Source organism: Streptomyces sp. NPDC102278 (genome assembly GCF_044766345.1).
GTDB lineage: Bacteria > Actinomycetota > Actinomycetes > Streptomycetales > Streptomycetaceae > Streptomyces.
On record NZ_JBIWLV010000010.1, the window covers coordinates 177,323 to 197,255 of the forward strand.

25 protein-coding genes and 1 pseudogene are annotated in these 19,933 nt (G+C 70.4%); 9 read left to right on the forward strand and 17 right to left on the reverse strand.

The window, feature by feature from the left end; translation table 11 throughout:
• Window positions 1-54: 54 nt before the first annotated feature.
• Window positions 55-987, reverse strand: coding sequence for a phytoene/squalene synthase family protein (locus ACIRO3_RS24025; RefSeq protein ID WP_404140023.1), 933 nt, complete (start codon window positions 985-987; stop codon window positions 55-57).
• 215 nt (window positions 988-1,202) lie between these two features.
• Window positions 1,203-2,153: an alpha/beta hydrolase gene (locus tag ACIRO3_RS24030; RefSeq protein ID WP_361772373.1), complete on the reverse strand. Its 951-nt coding sequence runs from the start codon at window positions 2,151-2,153 to the stop codon at window positions 1,203-1,205.
• Between the two features lie 221 nt (window positions 2,154-2,374).
• Here ACIRO3_RS24030 and ACIRO3_RS24035 point away from each other — a divergent pair.
• Window positions 2,375-2,518: pseudogene (locus tag ACIRO3_RS24035) on the forward strand (TetR/AcrR family transcriptional regulator); the annotation flags it as partial.
• A gap of 77 nt (window positions 2,519-2,595) precedes the next feature.
• Here the strand turns inward: ACIRO3_RS24035 and ACIRO3_RS24040 are convergent.
• The 4 genes from ACIRO3_RS24040 to ACIRO3_RS24055 form a co-directional block, all read right to left on the reverse strand.
• A complete protein-coding gene (locus tag ACIRO3_RS24040) occupies window positions 2,596-2,988 on the reverse strand; it encodes a hypothetical protein (protein WP_404140318.1) in 393 nt (130 codons plus the stop codon).
• Window positions 2,989-3,532: 544 nt separating this feature from the next.
• Window positions 3,533-3,757, reverse strand: a complete 225-nt coding sequence (locus tag ACIRO3_RS24045) for a hypothetical protein (protein WP_404140026.1) — start codon at window positions 3,755-3,757, stop codon at window positions 3,533-3,535.
• Window positions 3,758-3,887: 130 nt separating this feature from the next.
• Entirely contained in the window at window positions 3,888-4,505 is a 618-nt protein-coding gene (locus ACIRO3_RS24050; RefSeq protein ID WP_404140029.1) for a hypothetical protein, read from the reverse strand.
• Window positions 4,506-4,695: 190 nt separating this feature from the next.
• Window positions 4,696-5,298: a TetR/AcrR family transcriptional regulator gene (locus ACIRO3_RS24055; protein ID WP_404140032.1), complete on the reverse strand. Its 603-nt coding sequence runs from the start codon at window positions 5,296-5,298 to the stop codon at window positions 4,696-4,698.
• A gap of 90 nt (window positions 5,299-5,388) precedes the next feature.
• Between ACIRO3_RS24055 and ACIRO3_RS24060 the strand changes: the two genes are divergently transcribed.
• Complete coding sequence (locus ACIRO3_RS24060; RefSeq protein WP_404140035.1) at window positions 5,389-6,321, forward strand: zinc-binding dehydrogenase; 933 nt, start codon at window positions 5,389-5,391, stop codon at window positions 6,319-6,321.
• Window positions 6,322-6,391: 70 nt separating this feature from the next.
• Here ACIRO3_RS24060 and ACIRO3_RS24065 read toward each other — a convergent pair whose 3' ends face one another.
• Entirely contained in the window at window positions 6,392-7,966 is a 1,575-nt protein-coding gene (locus ACIRO3_RS24065; RefSeq protein WP_404140038.1) for a glycosyltransferase family 2 protein, read from the reverse strand.
• 100 nt (window positions 7,967-8,066) lie between these two features.
• On the opposite strand from ACIRO3_RS24065, the gene ACIRO3_RS24070 reads away from it, so the two are divergent.
• The gene (locus ACIRO3_RS24070; protein ID WP_404140041.1) at window positions 8,067-8,513 is read left to right on the forward strand and encodes an FG-GAP repeat domain-containing protein; all 447 of its coding nucleotides are present in this window, start codon (window positions 8,067-8,069) and stop codon (window positions 8,511-8,513) included.
• Window positions 8,514-8,588: 75 nt separating this feature from the next.
• Here the strand turns inward: ACIRO3_RS24070 and ACIRO3_RS24075 are convergent, their stop codons facing one another.
• The gene (locus ACIRO3_RS24075) at window positions 8,589-9,038 is read right to left on the reverse strand and encodes a hypothetical protein (protein ID WP_404140044.1); all 450 of its coding nucleotides are present in this window, start codon (window positions 9,036-9,038) and stop codon (window positions 8,589-8,591) included.
• A gap of 77 nt (window positions 9,039-9,115) precedes the next feature.
• Window positions 9,116-9,760: a dihydrofolate reductase family protein gene (locus ACIRO3_RS24080; RefSeq protein WP_361772397.1), complete on the reverse strand. Its 645-nt coding sequence runs from the start codon at window positions 9,758-9,760 to the stop codon at window positions 9,116-9,118.
• A gap of 289 nt (window positions 9,761-10,049) precedes the next feature.
• Here ACIRO3_RS24080 and ACIRO3_RS24085 point away from each other — a divergent pair, with 289 nt between their 5' ends.
• Complete coding sequence (locus tag ACIRO3_RS24085; RefSeq protein WP_404140047.1) at window positions 10,050-10,775, forward strand: DUF4232 domain-containing protein; 726 nt, start codon at window positions 10,050-10,052, stop codon at window positions 10,773-10,775.
• 172 nt (window positions 10,776-10,947) lie between these two features.
• Here ACIRO3_RS24085 and ACIRO3_RS24090 read toward each other — a convergent pair whose 3' ends face one another.
• The 5 genes from ACIRO3_RS24090 to ACIRO3_RS24110 all read right to left on the reverse strand — a co-directional run bounded on the left by ACIRO3_RS24090 (window position 10,948) and on the right by ACIRO3_RS24110 (window position 15,448).
• Window positions 10,948-13,233: a DPP IV N-terminal domain-containing protein gene (locus tag ACIRO3_RS24090; protein WP_404140050.1), complete on the reverse strand. Its 2,286-nt coding sequence runs from the start codon at window positions 13,231-13,233 to the stop codon at window positions 10,948-10,950.
• 159 nt (window positions 13,234-13,392) lie between these two features.
• Window positions 13,393-14,064, reverse strand: coding sequence for a DUF4097 family beta strand repeat-containing protein (locus ACIRO3_RS24095; protein ID WP_404140053.1), 672 nt, complete (start codon window positions 14,062-14,064; stop codon window positions 13,393-13,395).
• Between the two features lie 255 nt (window positions 14,065-14,319).
• A complete protein-coding gene (locus tag ACIRO3_RS24100; RefSeq protein WP_404140055.1) occupies window positions 14,320-14,466 on the reverse strand; it encodes a hypothetical protein in 147 nt (48 codons plus the stop codon).
• Complete coding sequence (locus tag ACIRO3_RS24105) at window positions 14,463-14,738, reverse strand: alkyl sulfatase C-terminal domain-containing protein (protein WP_404140058.1); 276 nt, start codon at window positions 14,736-14,738, stop codon at window positions 14,463-14,465. The genes ACIRO3_RS24100 and ACIRO3_RS24105 overlap by 4 nt, the downstream gene beginning before the upstream one ends.
• A 182-nt stretch (window positions 14,739-14,920) precedes the next feature.
• A complete protein-coding gene (locus ACIRO3_RS24110; protein WP_404140061.1) occupies window positions 14,921-15,448 on the reverse strand; it encodes an SMI1/KNR4 family protein in 528 nt (175 codons plus the stop codon).
• Window positions 15,449-15,638: 190 nt separating this feature from the next.
• Between ACIRO3_RS24110 and ACIRO3_RS24115 the strand changes: the two genes are divergently transcribed.
• On the forward strand, window positions 15,639-16,193 hold the full coding sequence (locus tag ACIRO3_RS24115; RefSeq protein WP_404140064.1) for a hypothetical protein: 555 nt from the start codon (window positions 15,639-15,641) through the stop codon (window positions 16,191-16,193).
• A 32-nt stretch (window positions 16,194-16,225) separates the two neighbouring features.
• Here ACIRO3_RS24115 and ACIRO3_RS24120 read toward each other — a convergent pair whose 3' ends face one another.
• The gene (locus tag ACIRO3_RS24120) at window positions 16,226-16,642 is read right to left on the reverse strand and encodes a hypothetical protein (RefSeq protein ID WP_404140297.1); all 417 of its coding nucleotides are present in this window, start codon (window positions 16,640-16,642) and stop codon (window positions 16,226-16,228) included.
• Window positions 16,643-16,724: 82 nt separating this feature from the next.
• Window positions 16,725-17,333 (reverse strand): DUF2231 domain-containing protein, encoded by a 609-nt coding sequence (locus ACIRO3_RS24125; RefSeq protein WP_361772411.1) that lies wholly within the window; start codon window positions 17,331-17,333, stop codon window positions 16,725-16,727.
• Between the two features lie 283 nt (window positions 17,334-17,616).
• Here ACIRO3_RS24125 and ACIRO3_RS24130 point away from each other — a divergent pair, with 283 nt between their 5' ends.
• From ACIRO3_RS24130 to ACIRO3_RS24140, 3 genes are all read left to right on the forward strand, one after another.
• Window positions 17,617-17,805, forward strand: a complete 189-nt coding sequence (locus tag ACIRO3_RS24130; RefSeq protein WP_267804217.1) for a hypothetical protein — start codon at window positions 17,617-17,619, stop codon at window positions 17,803-17,805.
• Between the two features lie 126 nt (window positions 17,806-17,931).
• The gene (locus ACIRO3_RS24135; RefSeq protein WP_365999019.1) at window positions 17,932-18,279 is read left to right on the forward strand and encodes an STAS domain-containing protein; all 348 of its coding nucleotides are present in this window, start codon (window positions 17,932-17,934) and stop codon (window positions 18,277-18,279) included.
• Between the two features lie 177 nt (window positions 18,280-18,456).
• Window positions 18,457-18,867, forward strand: coding sequence for an ATP-binding protein (locus tag ACIRO3_RS24140; protein ID WP_404140068.1), 411 nt, complete (start codon window positions 18,457-18,459; stop codon window positions 18,865-18,867).
• Window positions 18,868-19,032: 165 nt separating this feature from the next.
• Here ACIRO3_RS24140 and ACIRO3_RS24145 read toward each other — a convergent pair whose 3' ends face one another.
• Window positions 19,033-19,194 carry a hypothetical protein gene (locus tag ACIRO3_RS24145; protein WP_037792689.1) on the reverse strand — a complete coding sequence of 54 codons (162 nt, stop codon included), beginning with the start codon at window positions 19,192-19,194 and terminating at the stop codon, window positions 19,033-19,035.
• Window positions 19,195-19,402: 208 nt separating this feature from the next.
• On the opposite strand from ACIRO3_RS24145, the gene ACIRO3_RS24150 reads away from it, so the two are divergent.
• Window positions 19,403-19,576: a CsbD family protein gene (locus ACIRO3_RS24150; RefSeq protein WP_361772482.1), complete on the forward strand. Its 174-nt coding sequence runs from the start codon at window positions 19,403-19,405 to the stop codon at window positions 19,574-19,576.
• Window positions 19,577-19,933 lie beyond the last annotated feature (357 nt).

Here is a 19,933-nt window from a genome sequence, read left to right on the forward strand (position 1 = left end):
CGGTACGGGGCCGTCGCTCGGTCGGTAGCGGGCTAGGCCTCGGCATCGCCCCCGTCAGACGGCGGTGCGGGTGGTGCGGGCAGTGGGGCGGCCGAGGGTGCGGGCGCGCAACAGGGTACGCACGGGGGCCGCGAGTCCGTAGCCGACGTCCTTGCGCAGGGCGCCGGCTCCGGCCCGTTCCACCGCGCCGAGTTGGTGGGCCATCAGCTCCGTCATGGCCGTGACCACGGGTCGCAGTCCCGGCTCCGCCAGGTCGGCCAAGCCGTCGGTGGCCGCAAGTGCGGTGCGGGCGCGCTGACACTCGGTGGCGAGGAGATCCCGTACCGCAGGGGTGTCGCGGGCCTGTTCGAGGTCGGTCCGGGTGACCCCGTGTTCGGCGAGACGGGCGCGGGGCAGGCAGAGCCGGCCGTCCGCGAGGTCTCCGGCGAGGTCGGCGAGGAAGTCGACGCGCTGCGCCGCGTCCACGAATCGGCGCCAGCCGGCGGCCTGTTGCTCGTCGGGACCGTCCTGGTACTGGAGGCCGATGAAGACGAGGACGCCGGGCCAGGCGTAGGCGTCGAGGTAGGCCTGGAATGCCGCTTCGTCGGCGAACCCGTCGAAGGTCGCCTCGGCGGTGGCGGCGCCGTCGAGGAAACGGGTAATCCAGTGGACGGGCAGGTTCCGGGTGCGCACGGCGTCGGCGTACACGCGCAGCAGCGGATCCGTACCCTCCTCACCGGCCAAGGCCGCCCCGACGCGTCCGGTCAGTTCGGCGAGGCCGGCGGCCCGCTGCTCGGGGGTGCCGGTCTCGGCCGTGTCGTCGACCAGGTTCATGAAGGCGAGGCCGGCGACGAGTGGGGGCACCAGGGACGGGGCGGCCAGCAGGCGCAGGGTGGCGTACGGGGCCGGTTCGCGGCGCAGCACCCGGCGGGCGGTGCGGGTGTAGTCCTCCCGGAGCCGGGGGTCTGAAATCCCGGCCCTGGTCAGGGTGGTGCGCCAACTGGGCATGTCGCCTTGCTCCTCGCATTGCGTCGGGCCGTGCGCGAGCCCGCGCGTACGGGCTCACCTTGCCACGGGTACACGATGTCAGGAGCGGGCCGGAGCGGACGAACGAGGTGGGCCGGGGGTGGGCGCCGGAGGCAGCGCCTCGCGGCCGCGTCGACCGGGCTCGGGCTCGGGCTCGACCAGCGACCGGCTCCCGAACCGCCCGGCGGTACTCGCCCCTACGCGTTCGTGGCGCCCCGGGGGCCCACCGGGTCGAGGGAGTCGATGTCCTCCATGAAGCTCAGCATCCGGGCGTTGACCAGGTCCGGATGGTCGATCTGCGGTCCGTGTCCGGTCGCGGCGACGATCTCGGCGCGGGCTCCGGGGATCAGGCGCGGTACCCGCTCCAGCTGGCGCTTGGGGTGCACGAGCAGGCTGCGCTTGCCCATGATCAGGTAGAACGGCGTGCGGATGGAGCCCAGTTCCGCGTCCGACAGCGGCAGCGGCGCCGGGCGACGGATCCTGAAGGCCTTCACGCCGGCCTGGATCATGGCACGCAGTTCGGGAACGATGATCACCGGCTGCTCCAGCCAGGCGGCGAGACGGGGGCGCCACGCCTCGGGAGCGTAGGTGGCGAAGAGGCTGGCGAAGATCCAGACGAAGAAGCGCAGGCCCACCTTCTCCAGGCCGCCCGGGTCCAGGGCGGTGACGGAGGCGAACCGTTCGGGCCTGAGGTGTACCTGGTTGATGACCAGCCAGCCGCCGTACGAGGAGCCGACCAGGTGGACCTCTTCGAGTCCCAGCGCGTCGAGGGCCTCGTCCATCCACTGCGCCGCGCGCTCGGGCTGCCACATGGTCTCGCGCTGGACGCTGCGACCGGGGTCGCCGGGAGTGTCGAGGGCGTAGACGGGCCGGTCGGCGCTGAGCGCGACGGTGTTGGGGTACCACTGGGCGGAGCAGCCGCCCGAACCGTGGATCAGGACGATGGGCGTGCGGGATTCCGCCGCCGGGTCCGTGGGCCCGTACCGGTAGACGTGCGTGGTGCCGAAGCTGGTCTCGACGTCCGTCTCGGAGCGGATGGGCGCGCCCTTCGCGTAGAGCACGTCGCAGGCGGCGAAGTAGCGGTCACGCAGCTCGTCGTTGACGTAGTGGCCTATGTCGCGTCGCACGCGGGTCGTGTTCTCGGGCACGGGGCACCTCCGGGGGGATCCGTTCTTCGTGATACGACAGTACCATGATGTTGATACGCCGGTACCATGAAAGCGCCCCGGGGCCGCGAGGTCGCGGGGCGCTCCGCCGGGTGAACCGCCGGGTGAGCCTGGGCCGGCCGGCCGACGGGTCCACGGCCCCGCGGCCCGCCTGCGACCTGCGACCCCAACCACTCGACCACCACGGCCGGGAGACCCCACGGATGCCAACACGCGTGGACCACGCGGAACGCCGTACCCAGATCGCCGAAGCACCCATCCGGGTCGCCGGACGGCGCGGACTGCACGCCGTCGGCCTGCGCGACGTGGCAGCAGACGCCGAAGTCTCCCTACGCCTGGCGCAGTACGGCACCCGACCCCCCGCCACCGGCCCGACCCCGGGCCCTTCGGGCCTCCGGGCCCCGTCGCGTGGACCGGTGTCCGATCACACCGGAGGCCTCACCCAAGGGGCCAGGCGTTCCCCCGTCTCCAGATGCTCGCGCCAATACCGGAAGACGGGACCCTGGACGATGTCGAGCTGCCCGGCCGCGACCAGACCGGAGGCGAGGCTCGGACCGCCCGCATCGGCCTCGAAGGCGACCAGCACGGCCGGCGTGTCACCCACCTGTCGGGCAACGAGCCGGACCTCGTCGACCGTGGGCTCGCGAAACACCGGATCGTGAAAGGCAGCCGGGCACGCGACGAAGACGGGGTCACAGAACACCAGTTCCAGGCCGTGGGCGTACGAGAGGTCGTGCCCGGCACCGAAGCACAGCCGACCGGCGTCCCAGGCGACAACGTCCCAATCCCACCAGGACCCTTCGGGAAGCTCGATCACAGCCCGTTCCTCCGTAGGCACCACGCCGCCATTCGGGGATCACCGGGCCGAACTCGCGTAGTCACGGGAAAAATTCCTCCTCACTCCGCAGATGCGGGCCGCGGCCAAGGGCTTCCTGCCGGGTGTCCTCGAACCGCTGTCCCGCCACCGGTGGGAGGAACAGTCGTGCGATCCGCCGCGGTCCGGGACGAGGCGGGTACGCGAAGGCCCCGGCCTCCCTGCGGGGAGACCGGGGCCTTGATCGAGCGCTGGGCAGGCCTTGCACCTGCATCCCCCCACGGGAAGTGGGGTGCCTTTCCTTGGACCACCAACGCGCGCCCACCACCGGAATCCCGGCCGTGAGTACAAGATCAACGATACCTCATCCGTCCCCGCCCACAGCCCCGTGACGAAAGCGTGTCGCGTGTCGGGTGTCGCGTGTCGGGTGTCGCCCTGGGCCTGTCCGTCGTTCCGGCCGCCCGGCCCGCCGCTGTGGCCTCGCGCCACCCGACGGGGAACCCCATGCGCCGGCGTGCCGGCTTCCCGGATCGGCCCGACGGTCACTTCATCCGGTCCGGTCGGGTCTGGGGCGGGATCTCCACTCACGGCGCAGCATGAAGGACCGCAGGATCGCGATTCCGAGGAAGACGATGCCGATGGCGGCTCTTTGCCACTCACCGACCATGACGAACCAGTAGAGGCCGAGGCCGGCGAAGAAGAGGCTGACGGCGATGAGCAGGGGTTCGCGGATCCAGAAAGGCAGGACACGGAGTACCACGTTGATCAACATCCGGACAGTCGAGCAGGCGCGCACATTTCAAGCAGTGGTGGAAGCCACACTTCCGCAGGTGAAGAGTCGGGAAGCAGTGAGCTGGTGGCGGTGGCGGCCTCGACCAGCCGCATTCCAACCACACTCACGGTCAGTCGACCAACGTGCCTATCGCGTCGTCCCAGGCGTGGGGACTGCGGTAGTGGTTCTCGTGCCCGGCCGCGAGCACGGATCGGAGTGCCGCCAGGTGCGGGGTGGTCGCCGGAAGTCGCAGTCGGGCGAGGAGCGCCTGCGCCGCCTTCGGCTCCAGGTCGCCGTAGACGTCGTGGTAGCCACCGAGCAGGCCTTTGAACAACGACCCGTGCAAGGCGGGCTCCTGCACGACCTTCTCGTACACCGTCGCCTTCACGGACCAGGGCACGGGACCCGACCCGGCGAGAACCCGCCCGGCGCGACGGAGCAGGCCCGCCGAACCCTCCGCCACGACCCGGTCGACGTCATTGCCCAGTACCTCGGCGAAAGCCGTCGCGACGGTGGTGCGGTCCTCGAACCAGTCGACCCACAGCGAGTACGTGACGGCTTCGGCGTCCCGATCCGCCTCCAGTCGTCGGCGATAGCCGTCCCACAGCTCGTTCGCGGGCAGCGGCCCCTCCGCACCACGGTCCGCCATCCTGATCTCGCACGTCACCCAATAGTCGTCCAGGAGATCCAACAACCCGAAAGCCAGGCGCACTTGCCCGGCGGCGTCCAGGCTTTCCTCGGTGAACACCTCACCGACCCACGCATGCGCGACCTCATTGCCAGTGAGCGGCCGACCCGACCCATCCGGCCGACCCGGCCCATCCGGCCGCTCGACCTCGACCTCGACTTCGACTTCGACCCATCCATCATCCGCCTCGACAACACCCCGCTGGGCGAGCCAACGCCGGGCTTCCCGCACCGCTTCCGTCTCCACGCGTTCACGCCTCCAGGGCGAGCGCGGAGTTCATGGATGAGCAGGACCGGCGCAGGAGTGCGGGCAGTTCGCCCCGTGCGCAGGCCGGCAGCCATTCGTCCAGAGCGCAGCGCCAGGCGGCCACGAAGAACTCGATGAGGAGCCGCAGCTCGAAACGGTTCTGTCCGTCGAGTCGGCGCGCGATCTCGGCCTGGACTTCGGCGCAGTGCCGCAGCGTGTACCCGTCGAGTGCGGGCGAGTCCGCGATCAGTCGGAGCGTGAGGGGGAAGCGCCTGTACCAGTCCTCGTCCATGCGCTCCAGCGTGGTCAGCATGGCGGCGAGGAAGACGTCGATCAGCGGCCCGGACTTCTCTACGCCGTCCAGGACGTCCAGGTAGACGTCCCAGAGGTGCTTGACGGCGGTGAGTGCCACGTCCTCCTTGGAGCGGAAGTTGCGGAAGAAGGTCCGGCGGGAAACCTCCACCTCCTCCAACAGCGCATCCAGCGGGGTGGTCTCGAATCCACGTTCACCGAAGAGCGTGACGGCGGTGTCGGCCAATGCCTGGCGCGTGCGGAGCTTCTTGCGTTCGCGCAGGTTTGCGGGCCCGGGCTGTTCGGAGCTGGTCATCACGGGCACCTTACCAAGGACGCCGAGGCCGCGCATATGCTCTACTGGAGCAAACGCCACACTGTGGCACTTCATGGAAGGGGCATTCCTGTGCGCGCACTCGTCGTCGACCACACCTCACCCGGCCACCTGTCATTGACGGACGTCCCCGCACCGCGGCCCGCCGCCCACGAGGCGCTCGTGCGGGTCGAGGCGGTATCGCTGAACTTCGGTGAGGTTCATGGGGCAACACATCCGGAGACGCCGAACGGCACCGTCCTCGGCTGGGACGCGGCCGGCGTGGTCGTCCAGGCGGCAGCCGACGGTTCGGGCCCGGCCGAGGGGGAGAGGGTCGTCACCCTCGGCGAGACAGGCTGGGCCGAACTGCGAGCCGTACCCGCCGCCCGGCTCGGCACCGCCCCGAAGGACGCCGACCCCGGCGCGCTGAGCACCGTCCCCGTGGCCGGGCTGAGCGCCCTGCACGTGCTGCGCCGGATGGGACCGCTGCTGGGTCGTCGGGTGATGATCACCGGTGCTTCCGGCGGCGTCGGCCGCTACGCCGTCCAACTGGCCGCCCGTGCGGGTGCGCACGTCGTCGCCATCAGCCGCAACCCCGCCCAGGCGGACGGGCTTCGGGCCCTGGGCGCCCACGAGGTCCACCCCGAACCGGCCGCCGTGCGGGAGACCGTGTCGGCCGTTCTCGACAACGTCGGTGGACAGTACCTCGTCGACGCCTTCGCCACCGTGTCGGCCGGTGGCGTCCTCTTCAGCGTGGGCCGCTCCTCCGAGGCCGACGTGGTGCTGTCACCGGACGCCCTGACCGGCACCGAAGGACGGCACGACCGGTCGATCCGTACGTTCTTCCTTTTCGGCGACCCCGCCGCCGACTTCTCCGCGGATCTGAGCTGGCTGGCCGCGGAGATCGCCGCGAGCCGCCTCGATCCGGGCATCAGCTGGCGCGGCCCGTGGACCCGTCACGACGAGGCCGTAGAAGCTCTGCTCGACCGCCGGCTCCACGGCAAAGCCGTCCTCGACCTCGCCTAGTGCTGTGACCTGAAAGGTTCACAGCACTGGCGGGAGCGGGCGGTGTCGCTCGGCCGGCGGGCGGTACCGCTCAGCCCGCCGTCAGGGAGAAGCGGCGGACCACCTCGATGCTGAGGTTGTCGTGAATGGTGAAGAACGGGCAGGCGGCCAGCTCCGTGCCGCTCGCCGCGTCGCGGGCCACGACGCGGGGGCGGCGCGCGGTGCGGTCCAGTTCCGGCGCGTGCTTGCGGCCCAGCCGTACCCGGCGGGTCACGCCGTCGGCCCGTACGTCCAGGAAGGCGTCCCACACGCCCGGCCCGATGGGGGCGCCGCCGTCCACCACGGCGAGGTTCGCCTCCACCCGGAAGCCGGCCGTGTCCAGGCCCTCCCCCAGGTCCGGTGAGGGGACCGCGACGACTTCGGCGGTGTGCTCTCGACCGCTGTCGCGTTCGCGCAGGACCAGTTCGCCCCCCAGCCGGGCGGTGCCGAGCGACTCCACGTACGCGTGACCGGTCAGGCTGACCTTGCCGCCCTTCCAGGCCATCGACGCGAGGTAGTGCTGGGCGCGCAGCTTGCCCGTGACGTCGAACAGGACGTCCGGGAGGCCGGCGGTCGGATCGCGGAACAGCGGGTAGCGCCGGTACACCCGGCCGTTCTCAGCGAGGTCTTCGGGCGGCTCCGCGACGGGGTCGTACTCCATGAGCCGTTCGAAGGCGCCCGGGGCGCAACTGACGAAGGCGTACAGGCGGATCCAGTCGATGCGGGACAGCTCGTCGCCCATGTCCGGGGTCCAGTACGCCTGGACGAGCGCCCGCCCCCGGGCGTACACCTCGGCGGTGAACCCCGGGTTGCGGTGTCGGGCGTTCACGGCCGGGAGGAGCGCCGTACGGATCAGGCTGCGGAAGTGGCGGCCCAGCATGCGTCGGCGTCCCACGGGGTCCTGTACCCGCTCGGCCACCAGGGCCATGACGCGCTCGATGTGGCGCACCGTCTCGTCGGCCGTGCGGCTGCGCGAGGTGATGTTCTGCCCGTCTTCGCGCAGGCGCAGGTAGTAGCAGTCGTAGTCGCCGACCACGGAGATCGTGCCGGCGGCCAGATAGGCGGCGGTGACGAAGACCTGGTCCTCGCCGTACCAGAGGTCGACCGGGAAGCGGATGCGGTCGGCCTCGATGGTCTGGCGCCGGATGAGCTTGGCGACGTGCAGCGACCGGTAGACCTCCGAGGTGTACAGGTCCGCGACCTCGGCGTGCCGGTACGCCTTCTCGGAGACGGTGCGGCCGAGGCCCACGTGGCGGCCGAGCACGATGTCGCTGCCCTGCGCTTCGGCCATCGTCAGGAGCCGTTCCAACGCCTCCGGGCCGAGGTAGTCGTCGGCGTCCAGGGGGAACACGAACCGGCCCCGGGCCAGGTCGAGGGCCCTGTTGCGCGGGCCGCCCGGGCCTCCGGAGTTCGCCTGGTGCACCACCCGTACCTGGGGGTGGAGGGCGGCGAAGCGGTCGAGCTCCGCGCCGGTGCCGTCCGTGGACCCGTCGTCGACCGCGATGATCTCCAGCCGGGCCATGCCCAGGGTCTGGCCCGCGACCGAGTCCAGGCACTCGGTCAGGTAGGGCATCGCGTTGTAGGCAGCGATGATCACCGATATGTCGGGGAGACGTTCGTGGGGCATGCAGAGATTATGAACGCCGCCGGATTCCGGCCGGCCGGCCGGGGGGCGGTGGCGGGCTCGGGCGGGGCGTCGGGGCGACTCTTGGACGGCGCCGTCTGGGGTGGGGCGTGACACCACCTGGAGGATCGCCGACAACGGCGCCGTCAACGTCCACCTCAACCGCGGGGGCGACACCCCGGGAGCGGCCGGCTGGGTCGACCTGGGTCAGATCGCCACCGGCACCACCACCGACCGCACGCGCGTACGGCCGGCCGACCTCGACGGCGACGGACGGGCCGACTACTGGACCGTCAACCCGAACGGCAGCCTGACGACCTACCTCAACCGAGGGGGCGACCGCCATGGTGGCCGGCAAGGGGGCGGGCAGACCGCTTCCGGCGTGACCACCGCCCACGAGCGCGTCCAACTGGCAGATCTCACCGCCGACACCCACGCCGACTACCTCGTCCAGGAGCCCGCCGGCCCGACCAGCGTCTACGCCTTCAACGGCGGCGACCCCTCCCCTACCGGCTGGACCCTTCTGGGCAGGATCCCCGACGGTTCGTGATCACGCCGTCCGGTGCCGCGTACGCTGCCGCGTACGGTGCCTGACCGGCGCCAGGTCTGTCGGTTCCCCATCGGGTCACTTGGACTCCAGCTCGCCCCGGATCAGGGAGACGGCGGATGCCAGGCGGCCGACGCCCTTCTGTACCTCGCGGATGCCGGCTGAAGCCCTGGGCCGGTCCTTCTCGCCGGCCCCGGCGACGCACTCGTTGCCTCCGTGTTCGAAGAGGGTCAGGGATTCCGTCCAGAACCCGCGGGCGTTCTCGCTCGGGATGGTGTCGAGCTTCTTGGCCTTCGCCACCTGGGACAGCAGCTCCTGGCAGGCGGGGGTCCAGTCGTCCATCGGGCGCATGCTCACCTCGTTGACCCGGCCCGAGGTGTCGGAGAGCGCCTTGACACTGCTGTCGCCCCCGGAGGACCACCAGTCCTCCAGTTCCTCGGCGGGGGTGGAGCTGCACCCGGTGAGCAGCAGCGCGGTGACAACGGCGGTGGCGGTGGCGCCGGTGAGTAAGCGGACGCGGATGCGCATGGGCCCCCCTTGTTCGGTCCTGTGATGCTGCCAGGAACCATCAGACCGGGGTAGGGCCCCTGCCGGACCGGGATCGGTCACTTCCGCCAGAACAGGTGGTGCGTCACCCCGCTCGGGCTGGGAACGACGTCCAGGTGGAACCGGTCGAGCAGTTCGTCGGGAGACTCCCACAGTCGTACCCCGGACCCGAGCTTCACCGGTGAGACCGCCACGTGCAGGGTGTCGACGAGGTCGGCGTCGAGGAACTGCCGGATGGTGGTCGCGCCGCCGCCCAGCCGGACGTCCTTGCCCTGCGCCGCTTCCCGTGCCCGTTGGAGGACCGTGGCCGGGTCGCCGCCGACGAAGTGGAAGGTGGTGTCGGAGAGTGTGAACGAGGGACGCTCGTGGTGGGTCATGACGAACACCGGGGTACGGAAGGGGGGCTCGTCGCCCCACCAGCCCTGCCAGTCGTGGTCCTGCCAGGGCCCCCGCTGGGGCCCGAACTTGTTGCGGCCCATGATCTCGGCGCCGATGTTTCGGGCGTAGTCCCGGGTGAGGTAGTCGTCCAGGCCCCGGCTCCCGCCGGGGTCGGTGCGCATGGGCCAGCTCGCCGTGGCGCCGGCCCAGGCGAACAGCTTCTCGGGCTGGACGTGGCCGAAGGGCCTTTCAAGGGTCTGGTCCTCGCCGGCACCGATCCCGTCGATCGAGACGTTGAAGTTCTGGACTCTCAGCAGCTGAGGCACGCGTTCCTCCTGTGATCGCGACAGCGGTGGTCGATTCAGAGGGTGGCGCGGGCGCCGCGCCTCTCTCGGGCCATCATCGAACGAACACCGTGAACCGTTCCATCCGCCATTCCGCGGGGCGGGAGCCGAGCCTCCAACGGCGATCGCCCGCTCGCTCGCTCGCTCACAACGGAACCATCACCGCCAGATGCGCGAGCTGTAACGGTCGGTGCGGGGGCGTGAATCCGGGCCCGGGGAGGGCATCCTCTCCGCACCAATCCCGGTACGCCATCAGCCACGGGGGCTCGTGATGCGCACTCTCCGCAAGACCGCCCATGCCCGGACGCTCGGGGCTCTCGGCCTAGCCGCCGCCTCGCTCCTGGCCGCCACGGCCTGCGGACCGGACGACGACAAGGCCGGCGCCACCCCGCCGCCGAAGTCGCCCACCTCCTCTTCCTCCCTCGCGCAGCCTTCCGGCTCTGCCTCCGCGCCGTCCTCGGCGAAGCCCGCCGTACCGTCCTCCGCGAAGCCCGCCGCGTCCTCTCCCGCGCCGGGCCGTCCGGGCGAGGCCGAGGGCGACCCCACGAGCATCGACGGAAACTGCCCGGACGCGTACACGGACGTCACGGTGGAGTGGGCCGTGCCGCCCGCGAAGGACGACTCGAAGTTGCTGCTGACCGTCACCAACACCGGCACCAGGCCGTGCAAGCTGCGCAGCCATCCGGTGCTGCGGCTGGAGGACGGCCACGGCAGGCTCGTGGGGGTCTTCGCGAACTCCGAGCCGCAGACGGAGGTGACCCTCGCTCCCTGCAAGGCGGCGTACGCGGGGCTGCTCCTGCGCACGGGCAACAAGGAGGTCAGCACCCTCGTGAAGGACATGGCGCTCGCACCGCACGGTCAGCGTCCCGACGACAACACGGGCGAGGGTGTACTCCTGGAGATGCCGAAGGGCGGCGTGTACGTGGATGACAAGGTCCGCGTGACGTACTGGAACGGCAGCTCGGAGGCTGCCGTGACCCCGCTGTTCCCCCACTGACAGGGCCGTGCCGTGTGACCGCATGGCATGAACCGCGCTCGCCTGTTCGGCCGCTCGCACCCTTGCCCGCTTGCCCACTGCCCGCTTGGCCGCTGGCCCCCTTGACCGCTTGACCGCTTGCCCACTGCCCGCTTGGCCGCTTGGCCGCTTGGCCTCTTGACCGCCTGCCCGCTCAGGCGAAGAGTTCGCCGAGTAGTTCGGGGCCGAGGGCGATGGGGGCCGGGCGGTAGGCGGGGGGCTGTGTGCCCATCAGTTCACGGACGAGGAAGTCCCAGGAGCGCTTGCGGACGTAGGTCAGGCAGTCGATGAAGGTGTGCTCGGCCCCCGGCACGATGAGCAGTTCGAAGTCCTTGTCGGCGGCGATGAGGCGGTCGGCCAGGCGCAGGGTGTGGGTGGGGTGGACCTGGTCGTCCAGTTCGCCGTGGATGAGAAGGAGTTTGCCGGTGAGTCGGTCGGCGATGTGCAGGTTGGAGGTGCGGGTCCAGGCTTCGGGGTTGTCCGGGCCGTCGTAGGTTTCCACGAAGCCGGGGTTGAAGTGGGGGGCGTCGTGGGATCCGGAGAGGGCGACCGCGGCCTTGAACATGTCGGGGAAGTCCAGCATGGCTCGTGCCGCGGCGTATCCGCCTCCGGAGTGGCCCATCACGCCCACCCGGTCGAGGTCCATCCACGGTCGGGTCAGGGCCAGTTGACGCAACGCGGTGACGTGGTCGGTCAGGGCTCCCGCGTCGGCGAGGTGGCCGTGGGAGGCGTCGTGGAAGGACTTGCTCCGGCCGGGAGTGCCTCGTCCGTCCAGTGCCACCACCACGAAGCCCAGCGCCGCCAGCGGTTCGGCGTCGAGGCCCGTCCCGCCGGGGTCGAAGCTGGGGGCGACCCGGGTGACCTGCGGGCCGGGGTAGAGGTTGTCCACCACCGGATAGCGGCGAGCCGGGTCGAAGCCGCGGGGCCGGTACAGCACGCCGTAGACGTCCGTCACCCCGTCGGCCGCCTTGACACGGAACCGTTCCGGAGGCGTCCAGCCGGTGGCGGTGAGCTTGCCGATGTCGGCGCGTTCCAGTTCGACCAGTACCTGCCCGCTCCAGTCACGGACCCGGGTCACGGGCGGGGTGTCGACGCTGGACGCGGAGTCGATGAAGTACCTCTGGTGGTCGGGCATGGTGACGACGTGGTCCAGCCCGTCGTCGGTGATCGGGGTGAAGCCGGAGCCGTCCAGGGCGACCCGGCACACCGTGCGCCGGTAGGGATCCCCCTCGACCAGCCCGGAGGCGGTGAAGTACACCACCCCCTCGGTCTCGTCGACGCGCAGGATCTGCCGCACCGCCCACCGCCCGCTGGTGACCTGTCCGAGCAGGGCGCCGGTGCGCAGGTCGTACCGGTACAGGTGTCCCCAGCCGTCCCGCTGCGAGTACCACAGCACCTCCTCGGCCAACACCTGGACGATCGGCGGTTCGTACATCCACTGGTTGGGTTCCACCCGGGTGGGGGCGGTCTCGCCGAGTACCGTGGTGACCTCGCCGGTGGTCGGGTCCATCCGGTACAGGGTGAGCGTGCGCGGGTCGCGGGGGCGGTCGAGGTAGTACACCGCCGAGCCGTCCGGGGCCCACCACGCCCACTTCGCCGTGATCGGCGACATCACCGGCATGAGCAGCGGCTCGGCCTGTGCGCGGACCACCGTGCCCGCGGCCACGTCCAGGACCACCAACTCCGCCCGCGGCAGGTGCACGTCACCCGCGTAGGCGTAACGCTGGGAGTGCAAAGCGGGGGCGCCGCCGTCGGCGGGCCTCGCCTCCACGAGGTGGGTCAGCCGCACTTCCCGCTCATCGGTCCGGTGCGCCAACACCTTCGTGGAGTCGGGGGACCATGCCACCGCCGGCGGCAGGTACGGCAGGCCTATCTTGCGCAGAAGCGTGGCATTGGCCGTCGACTGCGGACCGGGACCGTACTGATGGTCGGGGGCGCCATCAGTGGTCAACGCCCACTCACGACCGTCGGCGAGCGAACGCGCCCACAGGTCATGCCCCCGCCGCGACACCGCGACCTTACCGTCCGGCGACAGCACCTCCAACGGGCCACTGCCCGGCGGAGTGAACTCGGCGCGCTCGCAGACGTGGTCGTCACCGTCCGAGCCACAGCGCCAGTACTCACCGAAGGCGGCGAACTCCACTGCCCCATCGGCCAGTTCGATCCCCATGAACGGCAGGGCCTCGGGGTCGACCTGCTGCCCGGAGGCCGCGGCCAGTGCGTCGGCGAGCCGCTCGTGGTCGAACGCCGGCTCCCGGATGCCGGCCACCGGGTCGACCAGCACGAACCTACGGCCGGCGCCCGTACTCACCGCGTACCAGAAACGTGCGCCGCCGTCGATCCACTGCGGTCTGACCTTGTCGCCGACGACGAGTTCGCCAGGACGAGCAGGGCGGCGGAAGAGCTGCTCTGCGGCCTCATAGTCCTGAGTGGTGCTCATTCTCAATGTCCCCTATCGGTTCCGGTCTCGGTCGTGAGTGGTGTGGTGTGTGTGGTGTGTCGTGTGTGTGGTGTGGTTTGTGTCGTGGGTGTGGTGTGCTGTGGTGTGTGGTGCTCGATCAACGGCTGCGGACCAGAGGTTGCGGTGAGAGGCTGCCGGTCAGAGGCTGCGGGCGGTGATGTCGCCGTAGGTCGTGGTCGCGTGGATGGTCAGGCCGGCGGTGGCGCCTTCGGCGTTCTGGAGGGTGTTGTGGATGCGGCCGTGGCCGGTGCCGGCGTCCAGGGAGGCGGAGACGCCGTGGGCGGCGCCGACCGAGATGTCGCCGGCCTCGGTGCGCAGCGCGACGGTGCCGCGTGTGGCCTCGGTGATGTGAAGGTCACCCTTCTGCGTGCTGAGGTGGCCCGCACCGGTCAGGCGGCCGACGGAGATGTCACCGGCCTGGAGGGTGAGGCGGGCGCTCGCGGCCTCGTCAAGCTTGATGGGGCCCTGCGCACCCTCGAAGGTGACGTCGCCGAGGCGTCCGACGCCCCGGAACTCGACGGCGGCCGTCTTCGCCTCGACGTGGGACCCGGCGGGGAGTTGGACGGTCACCTCGACGGATCCGGGGTTGCCGAGGATCCGGTTCTTCGCCGGTGCGGCCGCGATGCGCAGAACGCCGTCGCGGTATTCGACCGTGATCTGTTCGGCCGCCTTCACGTCGCGGCCCTTCGAGGCATCCTCGGGCAGGATCTCGACGGCGGTGTCGGCGCGATCGGCGGCGATGAACCGGATGCGGCCGGCGGGGATGTCGAGGACGGTGGAGACCGGGGCGGCGGTGTTGAACTTCAGCATGGTGTGCTCCTTCGGGTTTCTTGTTTCTGACAAGGGAAACGCTACGTTGCGTTCGATGAATGGGCAACGTCCTTTTGCGCGAATCAGGTATATAGGCTGGTCAGATGGCACGGATCGTTGCAACGCGATGAGGTCAAACGCAACAGCCCCCCTACGCACGTTGCAACGACCTGAAGGTGAACGCTATGGCCGGGGCCCGCCTCGGCGAGACGGGGAACCCGGTGCCCCGTTCCGGCGCCTGGATGCCGTACGACCTCAAGTGCCGTGCCCAGCCGCCGGACGGGACACGTTCGGTTCGTACACGGCAGGCTGATCACGGATCTGCCGGTCGCCTTGGACGTGCACGCCGTCCAGGTCCTTGCCGTCCAGGACTGCGAGCAGTTGCGGCTTGGTCAGGGTCAAGGTGAGGTCGGCGGCCGGGGTCTGTTCGTCGTCTCCGAGGCGGCGTCGGTGCTGCGGGTACGGTAGGTGAGGGCTCCGTTGGACAGCAACAGCAACAGGTGCCGGGTGCGGCCCTCGTCGGTGACGGTCCAGTCCATCGTGAGCTTCTCGTCCCATGCGCGCGGGCCGTCGACGCGGATGGCGAGCGAGTCGACGAGCGTGTCGACGGTGAGTGCCATCGACATCTCGGGGTTGGTCGTCTCCAGCGCGGTGTGCGCGACGGGGCCGCGCACTGTGGGCGCCGTACATGTACACCGCGCGGCGCATCATCGCACCGCCCGTGTACACGTCCCCTCGGTCACCTCGAACAGGCCCTGTTTGGCACACAGTCGGCTCCGCCGCCACAGGCTGGGGTGCCCGCTGTCGTCGCGTCGGGCGGTCGAGTGGCTTTCCCGGGGACCGGGGGCGAAGGGGTTCAGCGGCAGAGCTCCATGATGGAGTCCTCGAAGCCGGGAAACTCTTGTGTGGCCTGTTCGATCACGGCAGTTGCCGGCGCTCGATGGTCCGGCGCGCATCGCTCCGCGAGCGCGGTGAGCTCGCGATCGGGGTGCGGAACCCGGTCGGGCTCGTACGAGGTGGCCGCCTCGAAGGGGCCGAAGCCGTCAGCCAACAGCCACAGGAAGGCCGCCAGATCGCGAGCGACGACGCCCGTCTCCCCTTCGGAGCCGAGGAAGACGACCGGCTGCTCGGCCAGTGGACGACCGGCGCGGACCAGCCAGAACGCGGCGTATCCGCCGGTGCCGTCCTGGCCGAACACGCGGAAGTCGTCGCCGTCCAGTTCACTGTTGCCCGTCCACGCACGGAACCAGTCGGTGGTCTCATCGGCAGACAGGAAGGCCGCGAAGGGTTCGAAGTCGACACCGTCCTCACCGATGCGATCGAGTCGGATCGCCAGGGCAGCGGCGAGTGCGGTGGGGAACAAGCGGTCTTCGTTCGGCGTCACGCGAGCAGGCCAGCCGCTGTTCGGCCGACGTTGCCGTGGGCGAGGGCTCGCGCGACGTCATCGGCCCGGGCGCGGAGCCGGTGGTCCGTCAAGATCAGCGGGATGGGAGACTGACCGGCCGTGCAGATGTCGCTGGACATCGGCGAACAGCGAGCGGCGAACACAGCACAGCGGACGGAGAGCAGACAGCGTGGAGATCATCGTGCGACAACGACAGAGACGCACCACCGTGGCGTCCCTGGTCATGGCGGCACTGATGACGGCGACAGCGACGGCCTGCGCCTATCCGCTGCGGGACCTTGGCCCGCTGCCCCCGCGCTTTTCGGGCCCGCCGCTGCCTGCGGACACGGCCGTCTCGGAGATGACCTCGGCACTGGCGGCGGAGGGCATCAAGACGGAGAGGCAACCCACGAACGTTCTGGGTGAATGCCACGAACGGCTCTCGGGACGCCACGCGCCGGAAACGGTGGACACCGCCCTCAAGGCGGCCTTCGCGCGGGCCCGTTCCGAGTACGGCTGGCAACCCGGACCGGACATGGGCAGCCGGACGCTCACGCTGACGAAGAACAACTGGACGGTCATGGCAAGCCTCCCAGGAGGGCAGGCGGTCCAAGGCATCGAGACGATGATCGTCATGTCAATGACGTGCGTGGACGGCGACGACACCCCGTCAGCCGTCCCCTCACCTCCCGTGACGACGCTGACGCCCGCGCCCGCGTCGATGTCGTCGTCGACGTCGCCCTGACGGCCTGACGGTCGGGGCCGGCCGTACGACTGCTAGGCCGTGCCGTCCTTCTCGTCCTCGTCCTTCTCGTCCTCGTCCTTCTCGTCCTTCTCGTCCTTGCCGCCCTTGTCGTCCAGCGCGGCCAGGCCGTCCTGCCAGCGCGTGCGCCGCTCCTCGGGGCTCTGCTCCCACCACGGGGTACCACGCTCCCCCAGGGCCACCTTCGCCCGTTGCACCCTGTTCCGGGCGGCGCGCTCGGCCCGGGTGTCGTCGGCGCGGAGCGCGACGCCGACGGCACGCCGGGCAGCCATCAGATGGACGCGCAGGCGGGCGCTGACGTCATCCGGGATGGCCGGGTCGGTGGCGCGCCAGCGGCGTCCTCCGATGACGACATGATGACCGTCCGGGGTGGTGTCAGGCGGAGGTTTCCGAGTCACTGGAACCGATTGCCCGCGCCGGGCGGACGGCAACCAGCCGTCCTCTTCTCGGGTACCGGATTGGTCCAGGTGAGCGGCCCCGTCCACTTCCTGTCCGGTCCGTGATCGAGACCGTCTATCCGGCCGGGTACGCCCCGACGGCTTGCCGGTACGCCACGTGGCCGCCGAGCGCCCCGGTGACGGCGACAGCCGTCAGCCCTGCCGCCGACCACAGTCGGCCCTTCGTCCGCCGGCCGCTCAGCCGGTTCGTGAGGGCGATGGCGTAGCAGGTGACCGTCACTGCGTTGGCGGCGGCGTGGACGAGTCCCACCCGGGCCTGCTCGGGTGGCAGGTCGGCCCAGTCGACCCAGCCGGCCACGGCTGCCGGGGCGACACCGGCCAAGCCCACGGCCGTGAGGACGGTTCCCCCGCACTGAGCTCCCGGTACGAAGTCCAGGACGGCGGCCGACAGCCAACAGCCGATGGGCACCTGCACCAGGACGGGATGGATGGGATGGCCCAGAGCCCGGCCGCGCAGCAGATCACGCGCCCCGCCCAGGGGGAGCGAGCGGATCGCCTTCTGCAGTGCTCGCACGGCCGGGTCCGCCTGCGTCGAGTGCTCGATGCGGTCCAAGGCCGTCAGCCACCATGTCGACGCGGTTCCCAGGGCGGATCGGGCGGGGGCGCCGGTGAGGTCGGAGCTGTCTGTGTCCATGCCGTGTGTGTCCATGCGGTCTGTGTCCATGCGCAGCACCTACCCACCGGCGCCCGGCGCTCCCGGCGGTGGGCGGGCGGGTGCGCCCACAAGGCCCTGCGACGTCAGTCTCCCGGGTGGCTCGCCCAGCGTCGCTGCCGCGATCGGGATCGCGATCGGGATCGCGGGAACCGTGCGCGGTTCGGGGGAGGACGGTCGGCATGGCGGGCACGCCGGGAGGGAAGACGCAGCCGTGGGGAACCCGTACCCGCCGCTCGCACCGCCAGAGCGTTCGCAGAGCGTTCGCGTGGGGCGGTCGCTCCAGGAGGAAACCATGGCGCTCGAGAAGAACGACCGGGTGGGATACCGCGACGGCCGTGAGGGCCGGCACCACGGCCGGGTCGAAGAGGTTCGCGACCCTGGACCGCACGCGGTGTATCGGATCCGCAATGAGCTCACCAACGAGATCCAGGTCATCACGCAGGAGCAGATCGTGCAGGGAGCGGGCGAGACGGACGTGTGACGGGCCGGTCCGAAACCGGGGCGCGGGCTTGGGCCAGGACCCGGGCGAGGACCGGGCGAGGACCGGGCGAGGACCGCGCGAGGACCCGGGCCGTATCGCCCGTTCGCCATGTAGGAGTATGTCGTGGTGAACGGAGACGATGCGATGGTCACCACGACCACTTACGAAGGCACGACCGTCGTCCGCCTGCGCGGCGATCTCGACGCGGAGAGCGCGCCGGGCCTGGCTCAGGCCCTCGTCGAGGCGGCGGAGCGGGGAGCTTCCCGAACGGTGGTCGACCTGTCTCAGGCGGAGTTCGCGGATTCCTCCGTCCTCCACGCACTGTTCGACGCACGGAAGGCTCACATGGCGGCGGGAGTGGTTCTCGTTCTCGCCGGACCTCTGCAGGTGGCGATACGCAGGCTGTTCGAGGTGACCGGGTCCGGACCCGCGTTCCGCATGACGGACTCCCTGGAGACCGCGATGACATGCTGAGCCCGCGTCGTGTACGTCGCCGACGTCCCGAACATCCCCGGCATCACCGACGTCCCCTGTCCGAACCGACGTGTTGCCACATGACACGCAGGACGTTGGGCAGGCGATGACGGTATGAACGCGTCCACAGAAGCCGATGACAGCCGCGGCTCCGGGTATCGAGAGGACTGCGGTCACATGACCGTCGTGACACCGGCCCCCGGCACGCCGGCGCCACCGACGGCCGACTCCCCCGACGTGCCGACCGGCGCGGCCGCCGCCCGCGCCAGGGTCTGCGATCTGCTGCGTCGTGCGGGGGTCAGCCTGGACAGCGTCATCGCCGCGGACACCCTCCTCGTCACCTCGGAACTCGTCACGAACGCGATCCGCCACGGCGGCGGCCTCACCGGGTTCCACACCGAGATCACGGACGACACCCTCCTCCTGTCCGTCGCCGACGCCAACCCCCGCTTTCCCTCGTCGCGCACGGGCAGCCCCGACAACCCGGGCGGCTACGGGTGGCCGCTCGTCCAACGTCTCACCGAACGGGTCGACGTCCGCAGCCACCTCGGCGGCAAGACGATCAGCGCCGAACTGCGGTTGTCCTGACGCCTGTTCCGGCCCCGTTGTACTGAAACCTGTTCCGGCCCGGTTGTCCTGAACCCTGTTTCCGGCCGGAGGGAAGGTGCCGTCCGGGCACGCCTACGGGGCCCACCCCCGGTGAAGGGGTGGGCCCCGTAGGCCTCGCGTCGGTCCGTCAGTACGGCGGAGCCGCTACCAGCGGTACCAGCGGCCGCTGCCCCCCTTGGGACGGGCAACGAACCCGATCAGCCACAGCACCAGAACGGCGATCGCGACCCACCAAAGGATCTTCACCGCGAAACCGGCACCGAAGAGAATCAGAGCGAGCAGAAGAACAAGAAGCAGGGGAACCATGATTATCAACCTCCGAAGCGTCTTCTGCCCCGCCGCTCCCCGCACATGCGCCCTTATTTAGGCGTTTCTTATGTCCGCAGACGGGCAGCCGCAGGGGTCGTTCCCATTCCTCCCGCTCCCCCGGTTCGAGCCGGTCGGCACGTTTATCCCAACGGGAGTGGGCAGACGTTTCCGCGTAAGCGTTCTCTACCACTTGGAAGTGATGACCGTGTCCGGTGAAGAGAAGAGCCAGGCCAAGACCGAGCAGGCAAAGGGCAAGGTCAAGGAAACCGCCGGCCGCCTCGTCGGCAATGAACGCCTGACCGCCGAAGGCCGTGCCGAGCAGGCCAAGGGCGACGCCCGCCAGGCCAAGGAAAAGATCAAGGACGTCCTGAAGGACTGACCTCAAGACCTCACGGCACACGTGTGGAGGGGGCACCCCCGGGCCCTGGGTGCCCCTCCACACGTGTGCCGTTGCATGTGTACGCACGCGCCGGGCCGGACCGCGCCGGGACGGCTACTGCTTCCCTGGAGGCGGGTTCCTTGCTGCATCGCGGCAACCGCCCCGGCAAGGGTTCTCATGCCCTCGATATCCGACTTCATCCGACATGAGGAAACCAATCTTCGAGGCGCTGGACAAACGACGAGACGGCGGTGGGCCCCCCCCCGGTGGGGGGGGGGCCCCCCCCCCCCCCCGGGGGGTAACGGGGCCCCACCCCCGGTTACCCCCGCCACAGCCCCCCCACGCGGGGGCCAACAA